Annotated in this window: 36 protein-coding genes; 1 reads left to right on the forward strand and 35 read right to left on the reverse strand. The window is 67.7% G+C overall.

All coding sequences use genetic code 11. The annotated features are described in order from the left end of the window. The first annotated feature begins 43 nt into the window (after positions 1 to 43). Positions 44 to 1,153 (forward strand): hypothetical protein, encoded by a 1,110-nt coding sequence (locus tag ACIBD9_RS14095; RefSeq protein ID WP_396717536.1) that lies wholly within the window; start codon positions 44 to 46, stop codon positions 1,151 to 1,153. Between the two features lie 12 nt (positions 1,154 to 1,165). Here the strand turns inward: ACIBD9_RS14095 and truA are convergent, their stop codons facing one another. The 35 genes from truA to fusA form a co-directional block, all read right to left on the reverse strand. Further along, a complete protein-coding gene (gene truA / locus ACIBD9_RS14100; RefSeq protein ID WP_396717538.1) occupies positions 1,166 to 1,996 on the reverse strand; it encodes a tRNA pseudouridine(38-40) synthase TruA in 831 nt (276 codons plus the stop codon). Positions 1,997 to 2,063: 67 nt separating this feature from the next. Then, positions 2,064 to 2,624, reverse strand: coding sequence for a 50S ribosomal protein L17 (rplQ, locus tag ACIBD9_RS14105; protein WP_396717539.1), 561 nt, complete (start codon positions 2,622 to 2,624; stop codon positions 2,064 to 2,066). A gap of 34 nt (positions 2,625 to 2,658) precedes the next feature. Continuing rightward, a complete protein-coding gene (locus ACIBD9_RS14110; RefSeq protein WP_007465227.1) occupies positions 2,659 to 3,681 on the reverse strand; it encodes a DNA-directed RNA polymerase subunit alpha in 1,023 nt (340 codons plus the stop codon). Positions 3,682 to 3,779: 98 nt separating this feature from the next. Then, positions 3,780 to 4,406: a 30S ribosomal protein S4 gene (rpsD, locus tag ACIBD9_RS14115; RefSeq protein WP_238679500.1), complete on the reverse strand. Its 627-nt coding sequence runs from the start codon at positions 4,404 to 4,406 to the stop codon at positions 3,780 to 3,782. A gap of 13 nt (positions 4,407 to 4,419) precedes the next feature. Next, positions 4,420 to 4,827 (reverse strand): 30S ribosomal protein S11, encoded by a 408-nt coding sequence (gene rpsK / locus ACIBD9_RS14120; protein WP_030329919.1) that lies wholly within the window; start codon positions 4,825 to 4,827, stop codon positions 4,420 to 4,422. A gap of 87 nt (positions 4,828 to 4,914) precedes the next feature. After that, a complete protein-coding gene (gene rpsM, locus ACIBD9_RS14125; protein WP_030329917.1) occupies positions 4,915 to 5,295 on the reverse strand; it encodes a 30S ribosomal protein S13 in 381 nt (126 codons plus the stop codon). A gap of 266 nt (positions 5,296 to 5,561) precedes the next feature. Then, positions 5,562 to 5,675, reverse strand: a complete 114-nt coding sequence (gene rpmJ, locus ACIBD9_RS14130) for a 50S ribosomal protein L36 (RefSeq protein ID WP_043965539.1) — start codon at positions 5,673 to 5,675, stop codon at positions 5,562 to 5,564. A gap of 91 nt (positions 5,676 to 5,766) precedes the next feature. Then, positions 5,767 to 5,988 carry a translation initiation factor IF-1 gene (infA, locus tag ACIBD9_RS14135; RefSeq protein WP_007073013.1) on the reverse strand — a complete coding sequence of 74 codons (222 nt, stop codon included), beginning with the start codon at positions 5,986 to 5,988 and terminating at the stop codon, positions 5,767 to 5,769. 341 nt (positions 5,989 to 6,329) lie between these two features. Continuing rightward, positions 6,330 to 6,863 carry a DUF1707 domain-containing protein gene (locus tag ACIBD9_RS14140; protein ID WP_396717560.1) on the reverse strand — a complete coding sequence of 178 codons (534 nt, stop codon included), beginning with the start codon at positions 6,861 to 6,863 and terminating at the stop codon, positions 6,330 to 6,332. A gap of 143 nt (positions 6,864 to 7,006) precedes the next feature. Beyond that, complete coding sequence (map, locus tag ACIBD9_RS14145) at positions 7,007 to 7,858, reverse strand: type I methionyl aminopeptidase (protein WP_396717543.1); 852 nt, start codon at positions 7,856 to 7,858, stop codon at positions 7,007 to 7,009. 87 nt (positions 7,859 to 7,945) lie between these two features. After that, on the reverse strand, positions 7,946 to 8,599 hold the full coding sequence (locus ACIBD9_RS14150; protein ID WP_088950228.1) for an adenylate kinase: 654 nt from the start codon (positions 8,597 to 8,599) through the stop codon (positions 7,946 to 7,948). Then, complete coding sequence (secY, locus tag ACIBD9_RS14155) at positions 8,600 to 9,928, reverse strand: preprotein translocase subunit SecY (protein WP_112584818.1); 1,329 nt, start codon at positions 9,926 to 9,928, stop codon at positions 8,600 to 8,602. Positions 9,929 to 10,160: 232 nt separating this feature from the next. Further along, a complete protein-coding gene (rplO, locus tag ACIBD9_RS14160; RefSeq protein WP_030329906.1) occupies positions 10,161 to 10,604 on the reverse strand; it encodes a 50S ribosomal protein L15 in 444 nt (147 codons plus the stop codon). Continuing rightward, positions 10,604 to 10,786: a 50S ribosomal protein L30 gene (gene rpmD / locus ACIBD9_RS14165; RefSeq protein ID WP_007465262.1), complete on the reverse strand. Its 183-nt coding sequence runs from the start codon at positions 10,784 to 10,786 to the stop codon at positions 10,604 to 10,606. Before rpmD ends, rplO begins: the two co-directional genes overlap by 1 nt. After that, positions 10,786 to 11,400: a 30S ribosomal protein S5 gene (gene rpsE, locus ACIBD9_RS14170; protein ID WP_074314587.1), complete on the reverse strand. Its 615-nt coding sequence runs from the start codon at positions 11,398 to 11,400 to the stop codon at positions 10,786 to 10,788. The genes rpmD and rpsE overlap by 1 nt, the downstream gene beginning before the upstream one ends. A gap of 33 nt (positions 11,401 to 11,433) precedes the next feature. Then, positions 11,434 to 11,823, reverse strand: coding sequence for a 50S ribosomal protein L18 (gene rplR / locus ACIBD9_RS14175; protein ID WP_203148342.1), 390 nt, complete (start codon positions 11,821 to 11,823; stop codon positions 11,434 to 11,436). Next, the gene (rplF, locus tag ACIBD9_RS14180) at positions 11,820 to 12,362 is read right to left on the reverse strand and encodes a 50S ribosomal protein L6 (RefSeq protein ID WP_387169479.1); all 543 of its coding nucleotides are present in this window, start codon (positions 12,360 to 12,362) and stop codon (positions 11,820 to 11,822) included. Before rplF ends, rplR begins: the two co-directional genes overlap by 4 nt. 16 nt (positions 12,363 to 12,378) lie before the next feature. Continuing rightward, positions 12,379 to 12,786, reverse strand: coding sequence for a 30S ribosomal protein S8 (rpsH, locus tag ACIBD9_RS14185; RefSeq protein WP_007465270.1), 408 nt, complete (start codon positions 12,784 to 12,786; stop codon positions 12,379 to 12,381). 116 nt (positions 12,787 to 12,902) lie between these two features. After that, entirely contained in the window at positions 12,903 to 13,088 is a 186-nt protein-coding gene (locus ACIBD9_RS14190) for a type Z 30S ribosomal protein S14 (RefSeq protein ID WP_007465272.1), read from the reverse strand. 1 nt (position 13,089) lies between these two features. Next, positions 13,090 to 13,656, reverse strand: a complete 567-nt coding sequence (rplE, locus tag ACIBD9_RS14195) for a 50S ribosomal protein L5 (RefSeq protein ID WP_354944330.1) — start codon at positions 13,654 to 13,656, stop codon at positions 13,090 to 13,092. Beyond that, a complete protein-coding gene (gene rplX, locus ACIBD9_RS14200; protein ID WP_179781030.1) occupies positions 13,656 to 13,976 on the reverse strand; it encodes a 50S ribosomal protein L24 in 321 nt (106 codons plus the stop codon). The genes rplE and rplX overlap by 1 nt, the downstream gene beginning before the upstream one ends. Beyond that, the gene (gene rplN / locus ACIBD9_RS14205) at positions 13,973 to 14,341 is read right to left on the reverse strand and encodes a 50S ribosomal protein L14 (RefSeq protein ID WP_023358185.1); all 369 of its coding nucleotides are present in this window, start codon (positions 14,339 to 14,341) and stop codon (positions 13,973 to 13,975) included. Before rplN ends, rplX begins: the two co-directional genes overlap by 4 nt. A gap of 93 nt (positions 14,342 to 14,434) precedes the next feature. Continuing rightward, a complete protein-coding gene (gene rpsQ, locus ACIBD9_RS14210) occupies positions 14,435 to 14,713 on the reverse strand; it encodes a 30S ribosomal protein S17 (RefSeq protein WP_030489590.1) in 279 nt (92 codons plus the stop codon). Next, the gene (rpmC, locus tag ACIBD9_RS14215) at positions 14,710 to 14,946 is read right to left on the reverse strand and encodes a 50S ribosomal protein L29 (RefSeq protein WP_007465283.1); all 237 of its coding nucleotides are present in this window, start codon (positions 14,944 to 14,946) and stop codon (positions 14,710 to 14,712) included. The genes rpsQ and rpmC overlap by 4 nt, the downstream gene beginning before the upstream one ends. Beyond that, positions 14,946 to 15,371, reverse strand: coding sequence for a 50S ribosomal protein L16 (gene rplP, locus ACIBD9_RS14220; RefSeq protein WP_053653940.1), 426 nt, complete (start codon positions 15,369 to 15,371; stop codon positions 14,946 to 14,948). The genes rpmC and rplP overlap by 1 nt, the downstream gene beginning before the upstream one ends. 3 nt (positions 15,372 to 15,374) lie before the next feature. After that, positions 15,375 to 16,244: a 30S ribosomal protein S3 gene (gene rpsC / locus ACIBD9_RS14225; protein WP_091402401.1), complete on the reverse strand. Its 870-nt coding sequence runs from the start codon at positions 16,242 to 16,244 to the stop codon at positions 15,375 to 15,377. Next, positions 16,244 to 16,702, reverse strand: a complete 459-nt coding sequence (gene rplV, locus ACIBD9_RS14230; protein ID WP_007465297.1) for a 50S ribosomal protein L22 — start codon at positions 16,700 to 16,702, stop codon at positions 16,244 to 16,246. Before rplV ends, rpsC begins: the two co-directional genes overlap by 1 nt. 41 nt (positions 16,703 to 16,743) lie before the next feature. Further along, on the reverse strand, positions 16,744 to 17,025 hold the full coding sequence (rpsS, locus tag ACIBD9_RS14235) for a 30S ribosomal protein S19 (RefSeq protein WP_007465299.1): 282 nt from the start codon (positions 17,023 to 17,025) through the stop codon (positions 16,744 to 16,746). A gap of 12 nt (positions 17,026 to 17,037) precedes the next feature. Then, positions 17,038 to 17,877: a 50S ribosomal protein L2 gene (rplB, locus tag ACIBD9_RS14240; RefSeq protein ID WP_030489588.1), complete on the reverse strand. Its 840-nt coding sequence runs from the start codon at positions 17,875 to 17,877 to the stop codon at positions 17,038 to 17,040. 12 nt (positions 17,878 to 17,889) lie between these two features. Next, a complete protein-coding gene (rplW, locus tag ACIBD9_RS14245; protein ID WP_007465304.1) occupies positions 17,890 to 18,192 on the reverse strand; it encodes a 50S ribosomal protein L23 in 303 nt (100 codons plus the stop codon). After that, the gene (rplD, locus tag ACIBD9_RS14250; RefSeq protein ID WP_030489587.1) at positions 18,189 to 18,839 is read right to left on the reverse strand and encodes a 50S ribosomal protein L4; all 651 of its coding nucleotides are present in this window, start codon (positions 18,837 to 18,839) and stop codon (positions 18,189 to 18,191) included. The genes rplW and rplD overlap by 4 nt, the downstream gene beginning before the upstream one ends. Next, complete coding sequence (gene rplC / locus ACIBD9_RS14255) at positions 18,836 to 19,501, reverse strand: 50S ribosomal protein L3 (protein ID WP_088987574.1); 666 nt, start codon at positions 19,499 to 19,501, stop codon at positions 18,836 to 18,838. Before rplC ends, rplD begins: the two co-directional genes overlap by 4 nt. 11 nt (positions 19,502 to 19,512) lie before the next feature. After that, positions 19,513 to 19,821 carry a 30S ribosomal protein S10 gene (gene rpsJ, locus ACIBD9_RS14260; RefSeq protein ID WP_007073037.1) on the reverse strand — a complete coding sequence of 103 codons (309 nt, stop codon included), beginning with the start codon at positions 19,819 to 19,821 and terminating at the stop codon, positions 19,513 to 19,515. Between the two features lie 350 nt (positions 19,822 to 20,171). After that, positions 20,172 to 21,365, reverse strand: coding sequence for an elongation factor Tu (gene tuf / locus ACIBD9_RS14265; protein WP_030489585.1), 1,194 nt, complete (start codon positions 21,363 to 21,365; stop codon positions 20,172 to 20,174). Positions 21,366 to 21,577: 212 nt separating this feature from the next. Further along, positions 21,578 to 23,674: an elongation factor G gene (gene fusA, locus ACIBD9_RS14270; protein ID WP_355580501.1), complete on the reverse strand. Its 2,097-nt coding sequence runs from the start codon at positions 23,672 to 23,674 to the stop codon at positions 21,578 to 21,580. Positions 23,675 to 23,722 lie beyond the last annotated feature (48 nt).

Consider the following 23,722-nt stretch of genomic DNA (forward strand, 5'->3'; position numbering starts at 1 on the left):
GAAATTACCCCCTAAAGGGACAATGACTCCTAGTCTGGGCGACATGGTGTATCGGTACCAGTCCGATGAGGACGCTTTCGAGGAGTACCCGGAGCCCGGGTCCGACCTGTCGGTGCTCGGCGCCGGTCCGCCCCCGCCGGCCGGGCCCTCTCCGTCGCGCTTCCCCACGCCGTCGCTGCCCCGACCGAACCAGCTCTCGCTGCCCTCGTCGCAGCCCGTGCCGGCTCGTGCCAATGTCCGGCAGGCCGGGCCGGCTCGTGCCGACGTGCCGCAGCCGCTGCCGACTCGTGCCGACATCCCGCCCGCTCCGCCTCGCAGCCAGATCTACACCTCGGCGACGCCGGTGGAGCCTCCTGGGCGGCGCGGCGGCGGCCGACTGTGGCAGGTACTGATCGGCGGCGCAGCCGTCCTGGTGCTGCTCGCCCTCTGCGGCCTGGGTGCCGCCGCGCTGCTCACGGACCGCAACGAGCAGCAGCCGCAGGCCAACCCGACGAACCAGCCGAACGCTGCCCCGACGTCGGCTCCGGCGGAACGGCTGGCCCTCGACTCCCGCGACACCGACCAGGCCCCGCTCACCGCCAAGGAACTCTTCCCCGGCAAGGAGCTGAAACTCACCGACGGCCAACCGAGCTACCAGGTGCTCAAGACCCAGTCCAGCGGCAGTTGCGCCGTCGCCGCCACCGACGAGGTCGCCGACCTGCTGGTCCGGCTCGGCTGCAACCAGGTCGTCCGGGCCACGCTGAGTACGCCCGACGACGGCCACCTGGTCACCGCCGGCCTGTTCAACCTCACCGACAAGGTCAGCGCGGAACGAGCCCGCGATCGGCTCCGGCAACTGCTCGACGAGCGGCAGGGCCGTTTCCGTGGCCTCACCGGTGACGAGGGCGACGGCACCGACGTCCTGGCCAGCGCCCCGGCCCGCGTCGGCTGGCAGGTCCGTGGCCACTACCTGGCGTACGCCCTGGTGGTCCGCAAGGACGGGGCACCGGTGAAGGCGGGTGACGCCAAGGTCCGCGAGATCCTGTTCGACATGATCGAGCTGCACCTCAGCCGGGGCGTGCTGCAGAGCCGCGCCGACGGTGGCACCGCCGCACAACCGACGGCGGCCCCGACCGGCAGCAACGCGAACCAGGGCGGCCTGCCGGGCGACTGACCCTGCGGGCCGTCAACCCTCGATCGGGACCCGCAACCGGCGGGTGAGGGTGGCGCGGTGGGCGTACTCGGCAGGATCGGCCGGATAGCCGACGGCGACCAGGGTCAGCCCGCGCGCGGGGGCCACGGTCACCTCACTGGACCGCTCCCGCTGAGTGAGCAGGGTGCCCGGCCACTCGACCGGGCGGCGGCCGTCCCCGGCCACCAGCATCGCCCCCACCAGGCTGCGTACCATCGCCTGGCAGAACGCGTCGGCCTGCACGGTGGCGACCAGGAGCCCGTCCGGGTCGCGGCGCCAGTCCAGCCGGGTCACCTCGCGCAGCGTCGTCGCGTGCTCCTTGCGCCGGCAGTACGCGGCGAAGTCGTGCTCGCCCACCAGGCCGGCCGCGGCGGCGTTCAGCGCGGTCAGGTCCAACGGCTTCGGCCAGGCCAGCACCTCGTGCCGGCGCAGCGGCTCGGCGCCGAACGGCGCGTCGGTGACCCGGTACTCGTAGCGCCGGAAGGTGGCCGAGAACCGGGCGTCGAAGTCGGCCGGCACCTCGGTCATCGCCCGTACCCGCACGTCGGTGGGGAGCAGCCGGGCCAGGCGACGCAGCAGTCGTCCCTCGTGCTGTCGCCACACCTCCACCGGTAGGTCCACGTGGCACACCTGCCCCGTGGCGTGCACCCCCGCGTCGGTCCGTCCGGCCACCGTCAGCCCGGTGGCCGTACCGACGCCGAGGACCAGGTCCAGGGTCTCGACGAGCACCCCCGCGACGGTGCGCCGGGTCGGCTGGGCGGCCCAGCCGGAGAAGTCGGTGCCGTCGTACGAGACGTCCAGCCGTAGCCGGATCCGCTCGTCCACCTTGTACCTCCCGTTACGGGTCGGGCCCGACACCCCGATGGGGTGCCGGGCCCGAACGATGCCTGGATCAGGCCTTGTTCTCCTCGGTGGCGAGGTCGCTGTCCTCGCGCGCCGCAGCGGTGTCGCCGGACGCCGAGACCGGCGCCTCGGCGTCCTGGTCGGCGTTCTCCGACCGCGGGGCATCCTCGGCCGGGGCGAGCGCCTCGACCTTGTCCTGCTGCGCGGCCTTGCGGGCGGCGGTCTTCTTGTTCACCTTCGGCTCGGCGACCTGAAGCTCCTCCACCAGCTCGATGATGGCCATCGGCGCGTTGTCACCCTTGCGCGGACCGGTCTTCACGATCCGGGTGTAACCGCCGGGGCGGTTGGAGTACCGGGGCGCGATCTGGTCGAACAGGGCGTAGACCACGTCCTTGTCCTTGACGACACCCAGCACACGCCGCCGCGAGGCGAGGTCACCGCGCTTGGCCTTGGTGATGAGCTGCTCGGCCAGCGGGCGCAGCCGCCGGGCCTTCGTCTCGGTGGTCTGGATCTTGCCGTGCTGGAACAGCGCGGTCGCCAGGTTGGCGAGCATCAGCCGCTCGTGCGAGGGGCTGCCGCCGAGGCGGGGGCCCTTGGTGGGCGTGGGCATTTTTGGTGCTCCTCAGTTGTGGCGGCAGCGCGGACTAGAGCTGCTCGGTCTCGCGGTAGTCGTCGGTGTCGTAGTCGGCCTCGCCGAAGGTGTCCACGACGTGCGCCGGGTCGAAGTTCGGAGCCGAGTCCTTCAGCCCGAGACCCATCCCGGCGAGCTTCATCTTGACCTCGTCGATCGACTTCTGACCGAAGTTGCGAATGTCGAGGAGGTCGGCCTCGGTACGCCCGATGAGCTCACCAACGGAGTTGATGCCCTCGCGCTTGAGGCAGTTGTAGGAGCGGACGGTGAGATCCAGCTCCTCGATCGGCAGGGCAAGGTCCGCCGCCAGCTGGGCGTCCTGCGGGGACGGCCCGATGTCGATGCCCTCGGCGGTCTCGTCCAGCTCCCGGGCCAGCCCGAACAGCTCCACCAGCGTCGAACCGGCGGAGGCCAGCGCGGTACGCGGACCCATCGACGGCTTGGTCTCGACGTCGATGATCAGCCGGTCGAAGTCGGTCCGCTGCTCGACACGGGTCGCCTCGACGCGGTAGGTCACCTTCAGCACCGGCGAGTAGATCGAGTCGACCGGGATCCGGCCGATCTCCGCGCCGGACTGCTTGTTCTGCGCCGCCGTCACGTAGCCCCGGCCCCGCTCGACGGTCAGCTCCATGTCGAGCCGGCCCTTGCCGTTCAGGGTGGCGAGCTTGAGATCCGGGTTGTGCACCGAGACGCCGGCCGGCGGCTGGATGTCGCCCGCGGTCACGTCGCCCGGGCCCTGCTTACGCAGGTACATGCTGACCGGCTCGTCGTGCTCGGAGCTGACGCACAGCTCCTTGATGTTCATGACGAGCTCGACCACGTCCTCCTTGACACCGGGGATCGTGGTGAACTCGTGCAGCACACCGTCGATCTTGATCGAGGTGACGGCCGCGCCCGGGATCGACGACAGCAGCGTACGCCGCAGCGAGTTGCCCAGGGTGTAGCCGAAGCCCGGCTCCAGCGGCTCGATGGCGAACCGGGACCGGGTCTCGTTGATCGACTCCTCGGAGAGGGAGGGTCGCTGGCTGATGAGCATCTTTTCTCTTCTCTTCCGGGGCGCCCGCTATTTGACGCCCACGACACAAACTGTTCCGGTGGCCCGCCCCGAAGGGCGGGCCACCGAACGAGCTCGGACTACTTGGAGTAGAGCTCGACGATCAACTGCTCCTGGACCTGCGTGTCGATGACCTGCCGGGCCGGGAGGGAGTGCACGAGCACCTTCATCTGGCTCGGGATGGCCTCAAGCCACGCCGGAACCGTCCGCGAACCGGCCTGAGCCTGCGCGACGATGAACGGGGTGAGCTCCTTGCTCTTGCCCCGAACCTCGATGATGTCGTGCTCCTTGACGCGGTACGACGGGATGTCGACCTTCTTGCCGTTCACCGTGAAGTGACCGTGCTTGACCAGCTGGCGGGCCATGTCCCGCGAGTGGGCGTAGCCGGCCCGGTAAACGACGTTGTCCAGCCGCGACTCGAGGATCTGCAGGAGGACCTCACCGGTCTTGGCCTGCTTGCCAACGGCTTCCTCGTAGTAACCGCGGAACTGCTTCTCCAGCACGCCGTAAACCCGACGGGCCTTCTGCTTCTCACGGAGCTGGAGCAGGTACTCCGTCTCCTTGGTGCGGCCGCGGCCGTGCTGCCCGGGCGGGAACGGCCGGGACTCGAACGGGCACTTCGGACCATCGCACTTGCTGCCCTTGAGGAACAGCTTCATCTTCTCCCGCCGGCAACGGCGGCAGTCTGCACCGGTGTAACGAGCCATCTCTCTCTACCTCTCAGACCCGGCGACGCTTCGGCGGACGGCACCCGTTGTGCGGCTGCGGGGTGACGTCGGCGATCTGCCCGACCTCGAGGCCCACGGCCTGCAGCGAACGGATGGCGGTCTCCCGGCCGGAGCCGGGACCCTTGACGAACACGTCGACCTTGCGCATGCCGTGCTCCATGGCGCGACGCGCGGCAGCCTCGGCGGCCAGCTGCGCGGCGAACGGAGTCGACTTGCGGGAGCCCTTGAAGCCGACCTGGCCAGCGGAGGCCCAGGAGATGACCGCACCGGTCGGGTCCGTGATGGACACGATGGTGTTGTTGAACGTGCTCTTGATGTGCGCCTGCCCGTGGGCGACGTTCTTGCGTTCCTTGCGCCGGACCTTCTTTACAGCGGCTCCGGCACGAGCCTTCGGTGGCATAAGTCTGTGCGCTCCTAGTTGACTTTCCGGATTGGGTTGCGGCCTGATCCACCTCGGCGGCGGCCGGCCCCGTCATCCGGTCAAGAACTACTTCTTGCCGGGCTTCTTCTTGCCGGCGACGGTCCGCTTCGGGCCCTTGCGGGTCCGGGCGTTGGTCTTGGTCCGCTGGCCACGCACGGGCAGGCCCCGGCGGTGCCGGATGCCGGCGTAGCAGCCGATCTCAACCTTGCGGCGGATGTCAGCGGCGACCTCGCGGCGCAGGTCGCCTTCAACCTTGTAGTTGCCCTCGATGTGGTCGCGGAGCTGCACGAGCTCCTCGTCCGTGAGGTCCCGAGCGCGCTTGTCCGGCGAGATGCCGGTGGCGGCGAGTGTCTCCAGGGCGCGGGTGCGACCGACCCCGAAGATGTAGGTGAGCGCGATCTCCAACCGCTTCTCGCGGGGGAGATCCACGCCGACTAGACGTGCCATGTGCGGGCGTACTCCTCGTGATGTGTGGCGGAGGTGTGGACCCGTCCCACCCCGCTACCGGCCGTCCCGTCTTTCCGACGCGGTTCGCGCCGGCGACCGGGATCGGTCGCTGCCCAAGCGGGCCCCGGCCTCCGACCGGGGGTCAGCCACGCAGAGGTACGTCTGGCGTACCGCTCGTGGCTGGGACGAGCATGTGTGATGTGTGTGTCGCTGGGGATCTGCCTGGACCAACGCCACCCGGCCGTGCTCCGACCGGACGGGCTGAGTCAGCCCTGGCGCTGCTTGTGGCGCGGGTCGCTGCAGATGACCATGACCCGGCCGTGCCGGCGGATAACCCGGCACTTGTTGCAGATCCTCTTGACGCTCGGCTTGACCTTCACGGTTGCCTTACTTCCCATCTGGCCCGGGGACGCGCTCTGCGCGACACCGGACGTCGAAGACGGACACGGGACTTCCCGGCCGTCGTCAGGACTACTTGTAGCGGTAGACGATGCGCCCGCGGGTCAGGTCGTACGGCGAAAGTTCGACGACGACCCGGTCCTCCGGAAGGATGCGGATGTAGTGCTGCCGCATCTTGCCGCTGATGTGAGCCAACACCTTGTGGCCGTTCGCGAGCTCCACCCGGAACATGGCGTTCGGCAGGGGCTCGATGACCCGACCCTCGATCTCAATGGCTCCGTCTTTTTTCGGCATGTCCTCCGCTGTCCTGACGTCGATTGCTCCGGGCGGCCCACAACGTCTTACACGGAAATCTGACCAGAATCAGAAGCCCGCGCCAGCCGCGGCTCCAGCTCCCACCGAAGCGCAGGGTGGGCATGCCGGAGTGGACGCTGTGCGCCGATCTGAAAGTGTACGCCGGCCTGCACTCCGCCGCCAAACCGACCACCCACCAACCCGCGCAACACCCCAACCGGCCCCACCCTCAGCCCTGTTGATCATGAAGTTGTTGTCACGACACGCCGGATCCGGCGGCAATAACTTCATGATCACCGGGCGGGGTGGGGCCGGGTGCGTTGGAGGGCTGGGGTTGGGGTTCAGGGGGTTGGCGGGGGGTCGTCTGATTCGATGGCGCGCTTTGCCTGCTTGCGCTCTCGGCGGCGTTGGCGCTTGATGGCCTGACGGTGGGGCTCTCCCCCAGCCACGCCGGTGACCGTGCGCACCACCAGCACCGCGCCCCACGGCCCCGCCACCCAGGCCGGCCAGAAGTAGAGCAGGTCCTGACTGAGCAGCGACGTCACCGCCCAGATGGTCACCACGATGGCGATCACCCGCAGGTACGGGAACCACACCTCGGCCAACCAACGGGCCGTGACGCCCCCGCTGGGAGCCGGACCGAGCTGGCCACCCAGCAGGCTCACCGTCGGCCCGGCGGCCGGCGCCAGACCCGACCGCTGCGCCGGCGTCACCGGCGGCAGGTCGGTGAGCAGGGCCTCAAGGTCGGCGTACGTGCGTGCCGCGTAGGCCCGCTGCAACCGCTCGTCGTACTCGTGCAGATCCAGTCGGCCCTCGTCGAGGGCGACCCGCAACCGCTCGGCCACCGCCGCACGGTCCGAGTCCGCGGCTCGCATCCCGTCGCGCCCGTCCATGCCGGCAAGCATGCCACCGTCGCGCCACTCCGCCCGACCCCCGACATCGGTCGATCATGAAGTTATTGCCAGCCTCACCGGCGTGTCAGGGCAATAACTTCATGATCAACGGGGTGGGGGTGGGGTTAGGGGGTTTTGGTGGCTGCTGGCTGGCGGGCGGTGACCAGGTCGCCCAGGCGGCCGCGGCCTCCGTCGAACGCGGTGAGCACCCAGACGCCGTCCGGCAGCAGCGCCATCGAGTGCTCGACGTGCGCGGCCACCGAGCCGTCCCGGGTGACGACCGTCCACCCGTCGGCCAACTCGGCCGTACGCGGGGACGCCATGGTGATCATCGGTTCGATGGCCAGCGCCATTCCGGGGACCAGTCGTGGGCCCTTGCCCGGCCGACCGTGGTTGAGCACGTGCGGGTCCTGGTGCATCTCGGTGCCGATGCCGTGCCCGCCGTAGCCGTCGACGATGCCGTACCGGCCGCCCTTGCGGACAGCGGTCTCCACGGCGTGCGAGATGTCGGTGAGGCGACCCTTGCCGCTGGCCGCGCCACGCGCGGCGGCGGCGATGCCGGCCCACATCGCGTCCTCGGCGACCTCGGCCATCTTCAGTAGCGCCGGGTCGACGTCGCCGACCCCGACCGTGATCGCGGAGTCGCCGTGCCACCCGTCCAGCACCGCGCCGCAGTCGATGGAAATCAGGTCACCGGCCTGGAGCACCTGCTTCGGCGACGGGATGGCGTGCACGATCTGCTCGTTGACCGAGGAGCAGATCGACGCCGGAAAGCCGTGATAGCCCTTGAACGACGGAACGCCGCCCGCCTCGCGGATGGTCGCCTCAGCGATGGCGTCCAGATCGGCGGTGCTCACGCCGGGGGCAACAGCCTCCCGCATCCGGCGGAGCGCCTCGGCGACCACCAGCCCGGCGGCCCGCATCTTCTCGATCTGGTCAGGGGTCTTCAGCTGGATGTCCAGCTGGGGACGACGCATGGAGCGGTTACCTTTCGTTGCCGAACAGCGGGGCACATAACGCGTACCCCGCTGTTCGCACTCTATCCGCCGTGGCCCGGCCGGACCTCAGCCGCCGTACGACCGCAACGCGTCGATGGCCCGGGTGGTGACGTCCTCCACCGGCCCGGTGGCGTCGATCCCGACCAGCTTGCCCTGAGCGCCGTAGTAGTCGACCAGGGGTGCGGTCTTCTCGCTGTATTCACGGAGCCGCGTGGCGATCGTCTCCGGCTTGTCGTCGTCGCGCTGGAACAACTCGGCGCCGCACCTGTCACAGATGCCGGGCCGGGTGGTGGCGTCGAACTCGACGTGCCAGATCTTGCCGCAGCCCCGGCAGGTACGCCGACCGGAGAGCCGCCGGATCACCTCGTCGTCGTCGACGACCAGCTCCAGGACCAGATCCAGGGCGGTGCCCAGATCGGCGAGGAGCTTGTCCAGAGCGGCCGCCTGCGGAGTCGTCCGCGGGAAGCCGTCGAGCAGGAAACCCTCGCTGGCGTCGGGCTCGGCCAGCCGGTCCCGGACCATGTTGATGGTGACCTCGTCCGGGACCAGCTCGCCTGCGTCCATGTACCGCTTCGCCTCGACACCGAGGGGCGTGCCCTGGGTGACGTTCGACCGGAAGATGTCTCCGGTCGAGATCTTCGGCACCGAGAGGTGTGCGGCGATGAACTCGGCCTGTGTGCCCTTGCCCGCGCCCGGCGGGCCAACCAGAACGAGTCTCATCTACCGCAGGAACCCTTCGTAGTTCCGCTGCATGAGTTGGCTCTCGATCTGCTTCACGGTCTCCAGACCGACGCCGACCATGATGAGCACAGCGGTGCCGCCGAACGGGAAGTTCTGGTACTGCTGGTTGTCCAGCCAGATGAAGAAGAAGTTCGGCAGGATCGAGATGACGCCCAGGTAGAGCGCGCCCGGCAGGGTGATCCGGCTGAGGATGAAGTCGAGGTAGTCGGCGGTCGGCTTGCCCGGGCGGATACCCGGCACGAACCCGCCGTACTTCTTCATGTTGTCCGCGACCTCGGTCGGGTTGAACGTGATCGAGACGTAGAAGTACGTGAAGAAGATGATCAGCAGGAAGTAGACCGAGATGTAGATCGGGCTGCTCGGGTTGACCAGGTTGTTCTGGATCCACGACTGGGTCTTGCCCGGGTCGGTCTGGTCGAAGAACTGCAGCGCCAACTGCGGCAGGTAGAGCAGCGACGACCCGAAGATGACCGGGATCACACCCGCCTGGTTGACCTTCAGCGGGATGTAGGTCGAGGTGCCGCCGTACATCCGCCGGCCGATCATCCGCTTGGCGTACTGCACCGGGATCCGGCGCTGCGCCTGCTCGATGAAGGTGACCGCGGTGATGACCACCAGGACCAGCGCGATGACCAGGGCGAACATGTCCCAGCCCTTGCTGGTCTTGATCTGCCAGCCCTCGCTGGGCAGCCGCGCCGCGATCGAGGTGAAGATCAGGACGGACATGCCGTTGCCGACGCCGCGGTCGGTGATCAGCTCACCGAGCCACATGACCATGCCGGTGCCGGCGGTCATCGTCATCACCAGGATGGCCAGGGTCAGCCAGTCCGGGATGCCGGTGCCGGTGGGGATGATCGGGAACTGGTCGCAGCGGTTCTGGAACAGCTGGCCCGAGCGGGCCAGGGCCACGAACGCCGAGGCCTGCAGCACGCCGAGACCGAGGGTCAGGTAGCGCGTGTACTGGGTGATCTTCGCCTGACCGGCCTGGCCCTCCTTGCGGAGCTGCTCCAGGCGGGGGATCACGACGGTCAGCAGCTGCAGGATGATCGACGCGGTGATGTAGGGCATGATGCCCAGCGCGAAGACCGAGAGCTGTAGCAGCGCTCCACCGGAGAAGAGGTTGAGCAGGTTCACCACCCCGGTGGTGTCACCCTGGATGGTGTCGAGGCACTTCTGCACGTTGCCGTACGAGACGCCCGGGCTGGGGAGCGTTGCACCCAGCCGGTAGACCGCGATGATGCCTACTGTGAACAGCAGCTTCTTGCGCAGGTCAGGCGTACGGAACGCACTGAGAAAGGCGGACAGCAACTTCTTCCTCCTGCGCGAGGCGGGCCGCCGGTGATCCCTGGCGGGTCGGGGTGGATCACGGGCGAGTGCCCGCAATCCATGGCTGGGATGGGACTCTAACAGCCTCACCCCGGTCCGGGCAGATGCGCCCGACTACATAAATCGCTTCCGATGTTACCGGGCGCTCAGGCCCCAGGCAGACCATGGCGCCCGCCAGTTGCTCTCAACTGGACGGGCGCCATGGTCGTACGCCTTACAGCTCGGTGACGGAGCCACCGGCGGCAGCGATCTTCTCCTTGGCCGACGCACTGAACGCGTGCGCCGACACCTGGAGCGCCACACCGCCGAGGTCCCCGGTGCCGAGGACCTTGACCGGGTGACCCTTGCGGACCGCGCCGGACTCGACGAGCTCCAGCGGGCCGACCTGACCACCGTTCGGGAACAGCTCAGCGAGTCGGTCCAGGTTGACAACCTGGAAGACCACCTTGAACTTGTTCTTGAAGCCCTTCATCTTCGGCAGGCGCATGTGGATGGGCATCTGCCCACCCTCGAACGCCGCCGAGATGTTCTTGCGGGCCTTGGAACCCTTGGTACCGCGACCAGCGGTCTTGCCCTTGGAGCCCTCACCGCGACCCACACGGGTCTTGGCGGTCTTGGAACCGGGCGCCGGGCGCAGGTGATGCACCTTGATCGTCATTACTCGACCTCCTCGACCTTCACGAGGTGGCTCACAGTGAAGATCATGCCGCGGATCTCGGGCCGGTCCTCCTTGACCACCACGTCGTTGATCCGCTTGAGACCGAGCGAACGCAGCGACTCACGCTGGTTGTGCTTGGTCCCGATACCGGACCGGAGCTGGGTGACCTTCAGGCGTGCCATCAGTGCGCCACCCCCGCACGCGACGCCAGCATGGCGGCCGGCGCGACGTCCTCCACCGGCAGACCACGACGCGCCGCGACCTGCTCGGGGGACTCAAGCCCCTTCAGGGCCGCCACGGTGGCGTGCACGATGTTGATCGGGTTCGACGAGCCGAGGCTCTTGGAGAGCACGTCGTGGATCCCAGCGCACTCCAGCACGGCACGCACCGGTCCACCGGCGATGACACCCGTACCGGCCGAGGCCGGCTTGAGCAGCACCACGCCAGCGGCGTCCTCACCCGTCACCGGGTGCGGAATCGACTGACCGATCCGCGGAACCTTGAAGAAGTGCTTCTTGGCCTCCTCGACACCCTTGGCGATGGCCGCGGGCACCTCCTTGGCCTTTCCGTAGCCCACGCCGACCGTGCCGTCGCCGTCGCCCACGATCACCAGGGCGGTGAAGCTGAAGCGACGACCACCCTTCACGACCTTGGCGACGCGGTTGATCGCGACGACCCGCTCAAGGTGCGGGGTCTTCTCGACGGGCGCGTTTCCGCGGCCGCCCTCACGGCGGTTGTCGCGGCGACCACCCTCGTTGCCACCGGACCCGCCGCCACGGCGCTGTTGACCTGGCATCAGCAGCCTTCCTTATCTCTCGTGACGGGGTTGTTAGAACTCGAGCCCGGCTTCGCGGGCGGCGTCGGCAAGCGCGGCGACTCGCCCCGCGTACCGGTTGCCACCGCGGTCGAAGACGACCTTGGAGACGCCAGCGGCCTTGGCCCGCTCGGCGAGCAGAGCGCCCACCTTGCCAGCGAGGGCGCTCTTGTCGCCCTCCGCACCGCGCAGCGAGGCGTCCAGGGTCGACGCCGACGCCAGGGTGTGACCCTTGGTGTCGTCGACGACCTGGGCGACCATGTGCCGCAGCGAACGGGTGACGACCAGGCGCGGACGCTCGGCCGTACCGGTGACGTTCTTGCGGACGCGGAAGTGTCGACGCGCACGCCCAACGGCGCGCTTGGCGGCGACACCGCGGCGGCGCTTGAGCAGCGTGGCGCTCACTTCTTACCTGCCTTTCCGGCCTTGCGGCGGATGACCTCGCCCTGGTACTTGACGCCCTTGCCCTTGTAGGGCTCCGGCGGGCGGATCTTCCGGATATTGGCGGCGACCTCACCGACCTGCTGCTTGTCGATGCCAGCCACGTGGAACAGGGTCGGCCGCTCCACCGTGAAGGTGATGCCCGCCGGGGCGGAGACGACCACCGGGTGCGAGAACCCGAGCGCGAACTCGAGGTCCGAACCCTTGGCGGTGACCCGGTAACCGGTGCCGGCGATCTCCAGGCTCTTGCGGTAGCCCTCGGTGACCCCGACGATCATGTTCGCAACCAGCGTACGGCTCAGGCCGTGGAGTTCCTTGGCCTTGCGCTCGTCGTTCGGCCGGTTGACGCTCAGCTGCCCATCCTCGGCCCGATCGATCGTGATCGGCTCGGCGAGGGTGTGCTCAAGCTGGCCCTTGGGGCCCTTGACCTTGACGGTCTGCCCGTCGATCGTGATGTCGACGCCGGCTGGTACCGGGATCGACTTACGTCCAATTCGCGACATTTCTACCAGTCTCCCGTTACCAGACGAAGGCGAGGACTTCCCCGCCAACACTCCGCTTGCGGGCCTGCCGGTCGGTCAGCAGCCCCTGGGACGTCGAAATGATCGCCACGCCCAGCCCACCGAGCACCCGCGGGAGCCCGTCCGACTTGGCGTACACCCGGAGACCGGGCTTGGACACGCGCTTGATGCCGGCCAGGCTCCGCTCGCGGTTCTGGCCGTACTTCAGCTCGACGACCAGTCGCTTGCCGACGGCGCCCTCCTCGGGCTCCTCGACCGACCAGGTGGCGATGTAACCCTCGGCCTTCAGGACCTCGGCGATGTTCGCCTTGATCTTGGAGTAGGGCATCTTCACCTGATCGTGGTACGCCTGGTTGGCGTTACGCAGACGCGTGAGCATGTCTGCGATCGGGTCGGTCATCGTCATGGATTTCGTCAGCCTTTCTCGCCGGGGTTCCCGGGGCATCAGCCCCGGGCCTACGGCGAAGAGCAATACCTAATCGGTGCAGGAGTTCCCGGCCGACGGCCGGGACGCGGTCGCCCTTACCAGGAAGCCTTGGACACGCCCGGCAGCTCACCGCGGTGAGCCATCTCCCGGATGCAGACCCGGCAGAGCCCGAACTTGCGGTAGACCGCCTTCGGACGCCCGCACCGCTGGCAGCGGGTGTACGCGCGAACCGAGAACTTCGGCTTCGCGGCCGCCTTGATGATCAGCGCCTTCTTGGCCATCTCAGTTCTCCTTGAACGGGAAGCCCAGGAGCTTGAGCAGCGCCCGGCCCTCGTCGTCGGTCGTGGCGGTCGTGACCACCGTGATGTCCATGCCCCGCTGGCGATCGATCCGGTCCTGGTCGATCTCGTGGAACACCGACTGCTCGGTCAGACCGAACGTGTAGTTGCCGTGCCCGTCCAGCTTGCGCCCGTCCAGGCCGCGGAAGTCGCGGATACGGGGCAGCGAGATGGAGAGCAGCCGGTCCAGGAACTCCCACATCCGGTCGCCGCGAAGGGTGACCTTCGCGCCGATCGGCATGCCCTCGCGGAGCTTGAACTGCGCGATGGACTTGGTCGCCCGCCGCACCTGCGGCTTCTGGCCGGTGATCGTGGCGAGGTCGCGGACCGCACCGTCGATCAGCTTGGCGTCGCGAGCAGCCTCGCCGACACCCATGTTGACGACGATCTTGACCAGCCGCGGCACCTGCATGGGGTTGCCGTAGCTGTGCTGCTCACGCAGCTGGGCCACGATCTCGTTGCGGTACCGCTCCTTGAGGCGCGGCAGGGTCTTTTCGGTAGCCGTGGTCATCACAGGTCCTTACCGGTGCTACGCGCGATGCGGACCTTCTGGCCGTTGTCGTCGATCCGGTAACCGACGCGGGTCGGCTTGCCGTCGGAGTCCAGGACCTGCACGTTCGAGACGTGGATCGGGGCCTCCTGAGTGACGATGCCGCCGGTCTTGGCGCCACGCTGGGTGGTGCTGATTCGGGTGTGCTTCTTGACCCGGTTCACGCCCTCGACCAGGACCTTGTCCTGCCGCGGGTAGGCCGCAATGACCTTGCCCTTGGCGCCCTTGTCCTTGCCGGCGATGATGACGACCGTGTCGCCCTTCTTGACCTTCACGGTCACAACACCTCCGGCGCGAGGGAAATAATCTTCATGAACCGCTTGTCCCGCAGCTCCCGGCCCACCGGGCCGAAGATGCGGGTTCCACGCGGGTCCCCGCCGTCCTTGATGATGACGGCGGCGTTCTCGTCGAAGCGGATGTACGAGCCGTCCGGCCGACGCCTCTCCTTGGCGGTGCGAACGATGACCGCCTTGACGACGTCGCCCTTCTTCACACCGGCACCCGGGATCGCGTCCTTGACCGTGGCCACGATGACGTCGCCGATGCTCGCGTAGCGCCGACCCGAGCCACCGAGAACCCGAATGCACAGGATCTCCCGAGCACCCGTGTTGTCGGCGACACGCAGTCGCGACTCCTGCTGAATCACGTCTATCTCCTATGTCTGCCGGTTCTCCGGCCGCCGTAGCGGCCGGAGCCTGGCGGAACCTACGCCCGACGCAACGCCGGGCTCGAGCCTTCGCTACTTGGCCTTTTCCAGGATCTCCACGATCCGCCAACGCTTGGTGGCGCTCAGCGGCCGGGTCTCCATGATGAGAACCCGGTCACCGGTGCCAGCGGCGTTCTGCTCGTCGTGCACCTTCAGCTTGGCCGTACGGCGCATGATCTTGCCGTACAGCGCGTGCCGAACCCGGTCCTCGACCTCGACCACGACGGTCTTGTCCATCTTGTCGCTGATCACCAGGCCCTCGCGGACCTTGCGGCGCGACCGCGCGGCGGCGGTGGCGGTCTCTTCGGTCATGATGCAGTCACCTCAGTCGGCGCGGCCGAGAGCCCCAGCTCGCGCTCACGCATGATCGTGTAGATCCGGGCGATCTCCCGACGGATGACCTGCAACCGCCGGTTGTTGTCCAGCTGCCCGGTTGCGGCCTGCACGCGGAGGTTGAACAGCTCCGCCTTGGCCTCCCGCAGCTTCGTGACCAGCTCCTCTTCGGAGAGCTCACGCAGCTCGGTCGCCTTAACGCCCGCTGCCATCAGGATTCACCCACTTCGCGCGTAACAATGCGGCACTTCATCGGGAGCTTGTGGATCGCGCGACGCATGGCCTCTCGCGCGGTCTGCTCGTTGGGGAAGGACATCTCGAAGAGAACCCGCCCCGGCTTGACGTTGGCGACCCACCACTCGGGCGAACCCTTACCGGAACCCATCCGGGTCTCGGCAGGCTTCTTGGTGAGGGCCTGGTCCGGGAAGATCGTGATCCAGACCTTGCCACCACGCTTGATGTGGCGAGTCATCGCGATACGTGCCGACTCGATCTGCCGGTTCGTCACGTACGCCGGCTCGAGAGCCTGGATCCCGAACTCGCCGAACACCACCCGGTTACCACCCTTGGACGCGCCACTGCGGTCCGGGTGGTGCGGCTTGCGGAAGCCCTTCGGGGGCTTGCGCGGCATCAGCATCTGTCAGCCCTCCTGCTGCGTTTCTGCCGGAGCAGCAGTGGCGGCGACAGCTGCGCTGTCGACCGGCTCGCCGCTCGGCGTCTCGGCCTGCTGCGCGATGGTGGTCGCAGCAGCCCGACCGGCCTCGGTGCCACCAGCCGTGGTGCCGGACGAACCCGACCGGCCACGGCGCGGACGCTCGGGACGGTCGCCGCGCTCACCACGACGCGGGCGGGACGGACCGGCCTCGGCCGGAGCCTCCCGGCCCGGGACGGCGTCGCCCTTGTAGATCCAGACCTTCACACCGATCCGACCGAACGTGGTACGGGCCTCGAAGAAGCCGTACTCGATGTTGGCCCGCAGCGTGTGCAGCGGAACCCGGCCCTCACGGTAGAACTCGGTCCGGCTCATCTCGGCGCCGCCGAGGCGACCCGAGACCTGAACCCGGATGCCCTTGCAGACCGGGTTCTTCATCGCCGACTGCATGGCCTTGCGCATCGCCCGACGGAAGCTGACCCGGCTGGACAGCTGCTCGGCCACGCCCTGCGCAACCAGCTGAGCGTCCGACTCGGGGTTCTTCACCTCGATGATGTTCAGCTGAACCTGCTTGCCGGTGAGCTTCTCAAGCTCGCCGCGGATCCGGTCGGCCTCCGCACCCTTACGGCCGATGACGATGCCCGGCCGGGCGGTGTGGATGTCGACGCGGACCCGGTCGCGGGTGCGCTCGATGTCGACCTTGGAGATGCCGGCACGCTCGAGGCCCTTGGACATCATCCGGCGGATCTTGACATCCTCGCCGATGTAGTCCTTGTAGAGCTTGTCCGCGAACCAGCGGGACTTCCAGTCGGTCGAGATGCCGAGCCGGAACCCAGTGGGGTGAACCTTCTGACCCATTACTCGGCGTCCTCCGTCTTGCTCTGCGCTTCGGCCGGTGCGGCCTCCGTGGCCGGGGCGGCCTTCTTCGCCGCGGCCTTCCTCGGCGCTGCCGGCGCGACCGCTTCGACCGCCACGGTGATGTGGCAGGTGCGCTTGCGGATTCGGTACGCCCGACCCTGCGCCCGCGGCTGGAACCGCTTCATCGTCGGGCCCTCGTCCACGAAGGCCTCGCTGACGAGCAGCGCGTCGGGGTCCAGCCGCTCGTTGTTCTCCGCGTTGGCGATCGCGCTAGCGAGCACCTTGTACACCTGCTCGCTCGCAGCCTGCGGCGCGAACTGCAGCACCGTGAGCGCCTCCTTCGCGGGCAGGCCGCGGACGAGGTTGACCACCCGGCGCGCCTTCATCGGCGAGATGCGCACGTGCCGCGCAACCGCCCGCGCGCCCGGAAGCACCGGAGCGTCGCCCTTTCCTGGCATCGCTGTAACCCCTTGTTCCCTCTATCCGTATGCCCGCGGCGTCAGCGCCGACGGCTCTTCCGGTCGTCCTTCTCGTGACCCTTGAACGTGCGGGTCAGCGCGAACTCGCCGAGCTTGTGCCCGACCATCGCCTCGGTCACGAACACCGGGACGTGCTTGCGTCCGTCATGCACGGCGATCGTGTGCCCCAGCATCTCGGGGATGATCGTCGAGCGCCGCGACCAGGTCTTGATCACGTTCTTGGAGCCCTTGTCGTTCTGAACTTCCACCTTCTTGAGCAGGTGGTCGTCTACGAACGGGCCCTTCTTCAGGCTGCGAGGCATGTCTTATCTCCCTCAGCCGCGCTTACGCGTGGCGTAGCGACGGCGGACGATCAGCCGGTCACTCGGCTGGCCCTTACGGCGGGTGCGGCCCTCGGGCTTACCCTGCGGGTTGACCGGGTGGCGACCACCGGAGGTCTTACCCTCACCACCACCGTGCGGGTGGTCGACCGGGTTCATGGCGACACCACGGACGGTCGGGCGCTTGCCCTTCCACCGCATCCGGCCGGCCTTACCCCAGTTGATGTTCGACTGGTCGGCGTTGCCGATCTCGCCGATGCTGGCGCGGCAGCGCACGTCCACCCGCCGGATCTCGCCGGACGGCATACGAAGGGTCGCGTACGCGCCCTCGCGGCCGAGCAGCTGGATGCCGACGCCGGCGGAACGGGCCAGCTTGGCCCCGCCACCCGGACGCAGCTCCACGTTGTGGATCGTGGTACCGACCGGGATGTTGCGCAGCGGCAGGTTGTTACCCGGCTTGATGTCGGCGCCCGGGCCGGACTCGACGCGGTCGCCCTGCTTCATGTCCTTCGGCGCGAGGATGTACCGCTTCTCGCCGTCGGCGTAGTGCAGCAGCGCGATGCGCGCCGTGCGGTTCGGGTCGTACTCGATGTGAGCGACCTTCGCCGGCACGCCGTCCTTGTCGACCCGCTTGAAGTCGATCAGACGATACTGGCGCTTGTGACCGCCACCGTGGTGCCGCGTGGTGATCCGGCCGTGGGCGTTACGCCCGCCCTTCTTCGGCAACGGAGCCAGCAGCGACTTTTCCGGCGTGGACCGGGTGATCTCGGCGAAGTCAGCGACGCTGGAGCCACGTCGGCCCGGCGTCGTCGGCTTGTACTTACGGATAGCCATTGTCTACACCCCTCAGCTGACCGGGCCGCCGAAGGCCTCGATACGGTCACCGTCAGCCAGCTTCACGATCGCCCGCTTGGTCGCCTTGCGCTGACCGAAGCCGGTCTTGGTGCGCTTGCGCTTACCCTGGCGGTTGAGCGTGTTGACCGTCAGGACGCGGACGTTGAAGATCTGCTGGATAGCGATCTTGATCTCGGTCTTGTTCGCGTCCGGGTGCACCAGGAAGGTGTACCAGTTCCGGTTCAGCTCGCTGTAGCTCTTCTCCGAGACGACCGGCGCCACGATGATGTCGCGCGGGTCGGCGATCGTGCTCACTTGCCACCCTCCTCGGTGGTCTCGGCGGGCACGCCCAGGAACTCGTCAAGGGCGTCCTTGGTGAAGACCACGTCGTCGGCCACCAGCACGTCGTACGTGTTCAGCTGGCCGGACTCGATCAGGTGCACGCGCGGCTCGTTGCGCAGCGACACCCAGTTCAGCTCGTCGGTGCTGCTCAGCACGACCAGGACCCGACGGGCCTCGGTGAGCTTGGTCAGCGTGGCCAGGGCCGCCTTGGTCGACGGCTTCTCGCCCGAGACGAACGCCTCGACGACGTGCACCTGCCCGGCGCGAGCCCGGTCGGAGAGGGCACCGCGCAGCGCGGCGGCCTTCATCTTCTTCGGGGTCCGCTGGCTGTAGTCGCGCGGCACGGGACCGTGCACGACGCCACCGCCGGCGAACTGCGGCGCGCGGATCGAGCCCTGCCGGGCGCGACCGGTGCCCTTCTGCTTGTACGGCTTCTTGCCGCCACCGGCGACCTCGCCGCGGGTCTTGGCCTTGTGCGTGCCCTGTCGGGCCGCCGCGAGCTGGGCCACCACGACCTGGTGCATCAGCGCGACGTTGGCCTGCACGTCGAAGATGTCCTCCGGCAGCTCGACCGAGCCGCTGGTGGTGCCTTCGACGGTGCGCACGTCAACGGTGGTCACTTGGCCGCACCGCCCTTCTTCACCTTGCTCTTGGCCGCGGTCCGGACCAGAACCAGCGCGCCCTTGGGGCCAGGAATGGCACCCCGGACGAGCAGCAGGTTGTTCTCGGTGTCGACCGCCTGGACGGTGAGGTTCTGCACGGTGTACCGCACGCCACCCATGCGGCCGGCCATCCGGGTGCCCTTGAAGACACGACCCGGAGTGGCGCAGGCGCCGATGGAACCGGGCGAGCGGTGCTTACGCTCGACACCGTGGCCGGCGCCCAGGCCGTGGAAGCCGTGCCGCTTCATCGGGCCGGCGTAGCCCTTGCCCTTGGTCTTGCCGGTGACGTCGATGGTGACGCCGGCCGGGAACTCCTCGACCGTGACTTCCTGGCCGAGCGAGTATTCCCCGGCGTCCGTGGTGCGCAGCTCGACGATGTGCCGGCGCGGCGCCACGTCCGCCTTGGCGTAGTGCCCGCTGATCGGCTTCTTGACCTTGCGCGGGTCGATGGTGCCGTACGCCAGCTGGACCGCTGAGTAACCGTCCTTCTCGGCGCTACGAACCTGGCTGATGACGCACGGGCCGGCCTCGACCACGGTCACGGGAACAACACGGTTGTTGTCCCAGACCTGGGTCATGCCGAGCTTGGCGCCCAGGATCCCCTTGACTTGCCTGTCCATTTGTCCGGTCCCTACAGCTTGATCTCGATGTCGACGCCAGCCGGCAGGTCGAGGCGCATGAGCGAGTCGACCGTCTTCGGGGTCGGGTCGATGATGTCGATCAGCCGCTTGTGCGTGCGCATCTCGAAGTGCTCGCGCGAGTCCTTGTACTTGTGCGGCGAGCGGATAACGCAGAAACGGTTGATCTCCGTGGGCAGCGGCACCGGGCCCGCGACCTGCGCCCCGGTGCGCGTCACCGTCTCGACGATCTTCCGAGCCGAGGAGTCGACGACCTCGTGGTCATAGGCCTTGAGCCGGATGCGGATCTTCTGTCCCGCCATGGTGGCTTCTGTTCCTTCTCTCGATGCCGCTGTGTTGCGGGCGCCTGTACCGGCTGGCACAGGCCCACTTCGCCGACCCCCGCGGTCGGGCGTGTCGCGCCCTCGGGCCGAGCTCCGCCCCTTGGTTCCGGAGTGGTGCTGACCGCGCGGTGGGTCAAGGCGCCGATCGCATTACCGCGACCAGAACGCCGTGCGAGGGTGGTTGGCGACTGGGCCGCCAACCACCCTACGCTCGACTGCCTCGCCACCCGGAGGTTCAGCGAAAGCCGAACACAGGCGACGAACTGTCGTTACGCAACCTGACTAGTATGCCGCACGACCGGCGGCGGGTCTAATCGGGGTTACCTAGCTCACTTGTTGATCTTGGTGACGAACCCGGCGCCGACGGTGCGGCCACCCTCGCGGATCGCGAACTTGAGGTTCTCCTCCATGGCGATGGGCTGGATCAGCTTCACCGACATGGACGTGTTGTCACCCGGCATGACCATCTCGGTGCCCTCGGGGAGGGTGACGACACCGGTGACGTCCGTGGTCCGGAAGTAGAACTGCGGGCGGTAGTTCTGGAAGAACGGGGTGTGCCGGCCGCCCTCCTCCTTGGAGAGGATGTAGACCGTCGCCTCGAACTCCGTGTGCGGGGTGTTCGAGCCCGGCTTCACGACGACCATGCCGCGCTCGACCTCGTCGCGCTTGGTACCACGCAGCAGCAGGCCGACGTTCTCACCTGCGCGGGCGTCGTCCAGGGTCTTCCGGAACATCTCGATCGCGGTGACCTTGGTCTTGAAGCTCTTCTCCTTGATACCGACGAGCTCAACATCCTCGTTCGGCAGGAGAACGCCGCGCTCCACGCGACCGGTGACGACGGTGCCACGACCGGTGATCGTGAAGACGTCCTCAACCGGCATCAGGAACGGCTTGTCAACCTCGCGCTCCGGCTGCGGGATCGAGGTGTCGACCGCCGTCATCAGGTCCAGCAGCTTGCCGGTCCACTCGGGGTCACCCTCGAGGGCCTTCAGCGCCGAGACCCGAACGACCGGCAGGTCGTCACCCGGGTACTCCTGCGAGGAGAGCAGCTCACGGACCTCGAGCTCGACGAGCTCCAGGAGCTCCTCGTCATCGACCATGTCGCTCTTGTTGAGCGCCACGACGATGTACGGCACACCGACCTGACGGGCCAGCAGCACGTGCTCGCGGGTCTGCGGCATCGGGCCGTCGGTCGCCGCGACCACCAGGATCGCGCCGTCCATCTGCGCGGCACCGGTGATCATGTTCTTGATGTAGTCGGCGTGCCCAGGGCAGTCGACGTGCGCGTAGTGCCGCGACTCGGTCTGGTACTCGACGTGCGCGATCGAGATCGTGATGCCGCGGGCCTTCTCCTCCGGCGCCTTGTCGATCTCGTCGAACGGCGTGTAGGGGTTCAGGTCCGGGTACTGGTCGTGCAGGACCTTGGTGATGGCCGCCGTCAGCGTCGTCTTACCGTGGTCGATGTGACCAATGGTGCCGATGTTGACGTGCGGCTTAGTCCGCTCGAACTTAGCCTTCGCCACTGGTGTCCTCCTGTGGACTTCTTGGTTCGTACGCCCGGCGCGCCGGTCGGCGCTTAGGACTCTGTCGACAGCCTTTCCGGCCTGACGGCCGGAGAGCCTTTGTGGGTTCTGCGGCGATGAAGCCTACAGGCCCGGTCTCACGCGATCCGATCGTGGTGGCCGCGGGCGGGTGAACCCTCCCGCGACCAACCACGAATCACCTGCTCAGAGCGTTACTCGCCCGTTGCCTTGGCGATGATCTCCTTCGCGACGCTCTGCGGAACCTCGGCGTAGGAGTCGAACTGCATGCTGTAGCTAGCCCGGCCCTGGGTCTTCGACCGCAGGTCGCCGACGTAGCCGAACATCTCCGACAACGGCACCAGGGCCCGGACGATGCGGGCGCCACTGCGCTCCTCCATCGCCTGGATGATGCCGCGGCGGGAGTTGAGGTCACCGATGACGTCACCCATGTTCTCCTCAGGAGTGGTGACTTCAACGGCCATCATCGGCTCGAGCAACGCCGGGTCGGCCTTGCGGGCCGCGTCCTTCATCACCATCGAGCCGGCGATCTTGAATGCCATTTCCGACGAGTCGACCTCGTGGTACTGGCCGTCCAGCAGGGTCAGCTTCACGCCGACCAGCGGGAAGCCCGCCAGGATGCCGTACTGCAGCGCGTCCTGCGCACCGGCGTCCACCGAGGGGATGAACTCCCGGGGGATGCGGCCGCCGCTGACGGCGTTGGCGAACTCGTAGGTCGGCGAGTCGTTGTCCAGCGGAAGCGGCTCGACGCTCACGATCACGCGGGCGTACTGGCCGGAACCACCGGTCTGCTTCTTGTGGGTGTACTCGACCTTGTCCACCTTGCGGCGGATGGTCTCGCGGTACGCCACCTGCGGCTTGCCGACGTTGGCCTCGACGTTGAACTCGCGGCGCATCCGGTCGACCAGGATGTCCAGGTGCAGCTCACCCATGCCGGAGATGACCGTCTGACCGGTCTCCTCGTCCAGCTGGACGCGGAAGGTCGGGTCCTCCTCGGCCAGGCGCTGGATGGCCGTGCCCAGCTTCTCCTGGTCGGACTTGGTCTTCGGCTCGATCGCCACCGAGATGACCGGCTCCGGGAAGGTCATCGACTCCAGGATTACCGGGTTCGCCGGGTCGGAGAGAGTGTCGCCGGTGGTGGTCTGCTTGAGACCCTGCACGGCGATGATGTCGCCGGCCTGCGCCGACGGACGCTCTTCCCGCTTGTTGGCGTGCATCTGGTAGATCTTGCCGATCCGCTCCTTGCGGTCCTTGGTGGAGTTGACCACCTGGGAACCGGAATCGAGCGTGCCGGAGTAGACCCGCACGTAGGTGAGCTTGCCCAGGTGCTTGTCCGTCTGGATCTTGAAGGCCAGGCCGGAGAAGGGCTCCGAGTTGGACGGCTTACGCAGCAGCGGGGTCTCGCCGTCGGTGGCCGTACCCTCGATCGCCGGAACGTCCAGCGGCGACGGCAGGAAGTCGACCACGGCGTCGAGCATGGGCTGGACGCCCTTGTTCTTGAACGCCGAGCCGCACAGCACCGGGTTGGCCTTGCCGGCGATGGTGGCACGCCGGATGGCGGCCTTGATCTCCTCGACGGAGATCTCCTCGCCCTCCAGGTACTTCTCCATCACCGCGTCGTCGACGTCGGCGAGGGTCTCCATCAGCTTCTCGCGCCACTCGGCCGCGGAGTCGGCCAGGTCGGCCGGGATCTCCTCAACCGCGTAGTCCTCACCCTTCTGGGTCTCCCCGCGCCAGGTGAGCGCGCGCATGCCGATCAGGTCGACGACACCGATGTGGTCGCCCTCGAGCCCGATCGGGATCTGGAGCACCAGCGGGGTGGCGTTCAACCGGTCGATCATCATCTGCACGCAGCGGAAGAAGTCGGCGCCGGTCCGGTCGAGCTTGTTGACGAAGCACATACGCGGGACGTTGTACTTGTCGGCCTGCCGCCAGACGTTCTCCGTCTGCGGTTCCACGCCGGCGACACCGTCGTAAACCGCGACCGCACCATCCAGGACCCGCAGCGACCGCTCGACCTCGACCGTGAAGTCGACGTGACCGGGCGTGTCGATGATCTGGATCGTGTGGTCTTTCCACTCACACTTGGTAGCAGCGGAGGTGATGGTGATACCACGCTCCTGCTCCTGCTCCATCCAGTCCATGACGGCAGCGCCCTCGTGGACCTCACCGATCTTGTACGTGATGCCGGTGTAGAACAGGATTCGCTCGGTGGTCGTGGTCTTACCGGCATCGATGTGCGCCATGATGCCGATGTTGCGTACCTTGGCGAGCGCGTCTGCGGCGGCCACTTCAATCCCTACTTATCGTCGTCTCGACTCAACTGGTGGCGGTTCCGG

Origin of the sequence: Micromonospora sp. NPDC050784, assembly GCF_044456765.1 — a bacterium.
Lineage (GTDB): Bacteria > Actinomycetota > Actinomycetes > Mycobacteriales > Micromonosporaceae > Micromonospora > Micromonospora foliorum.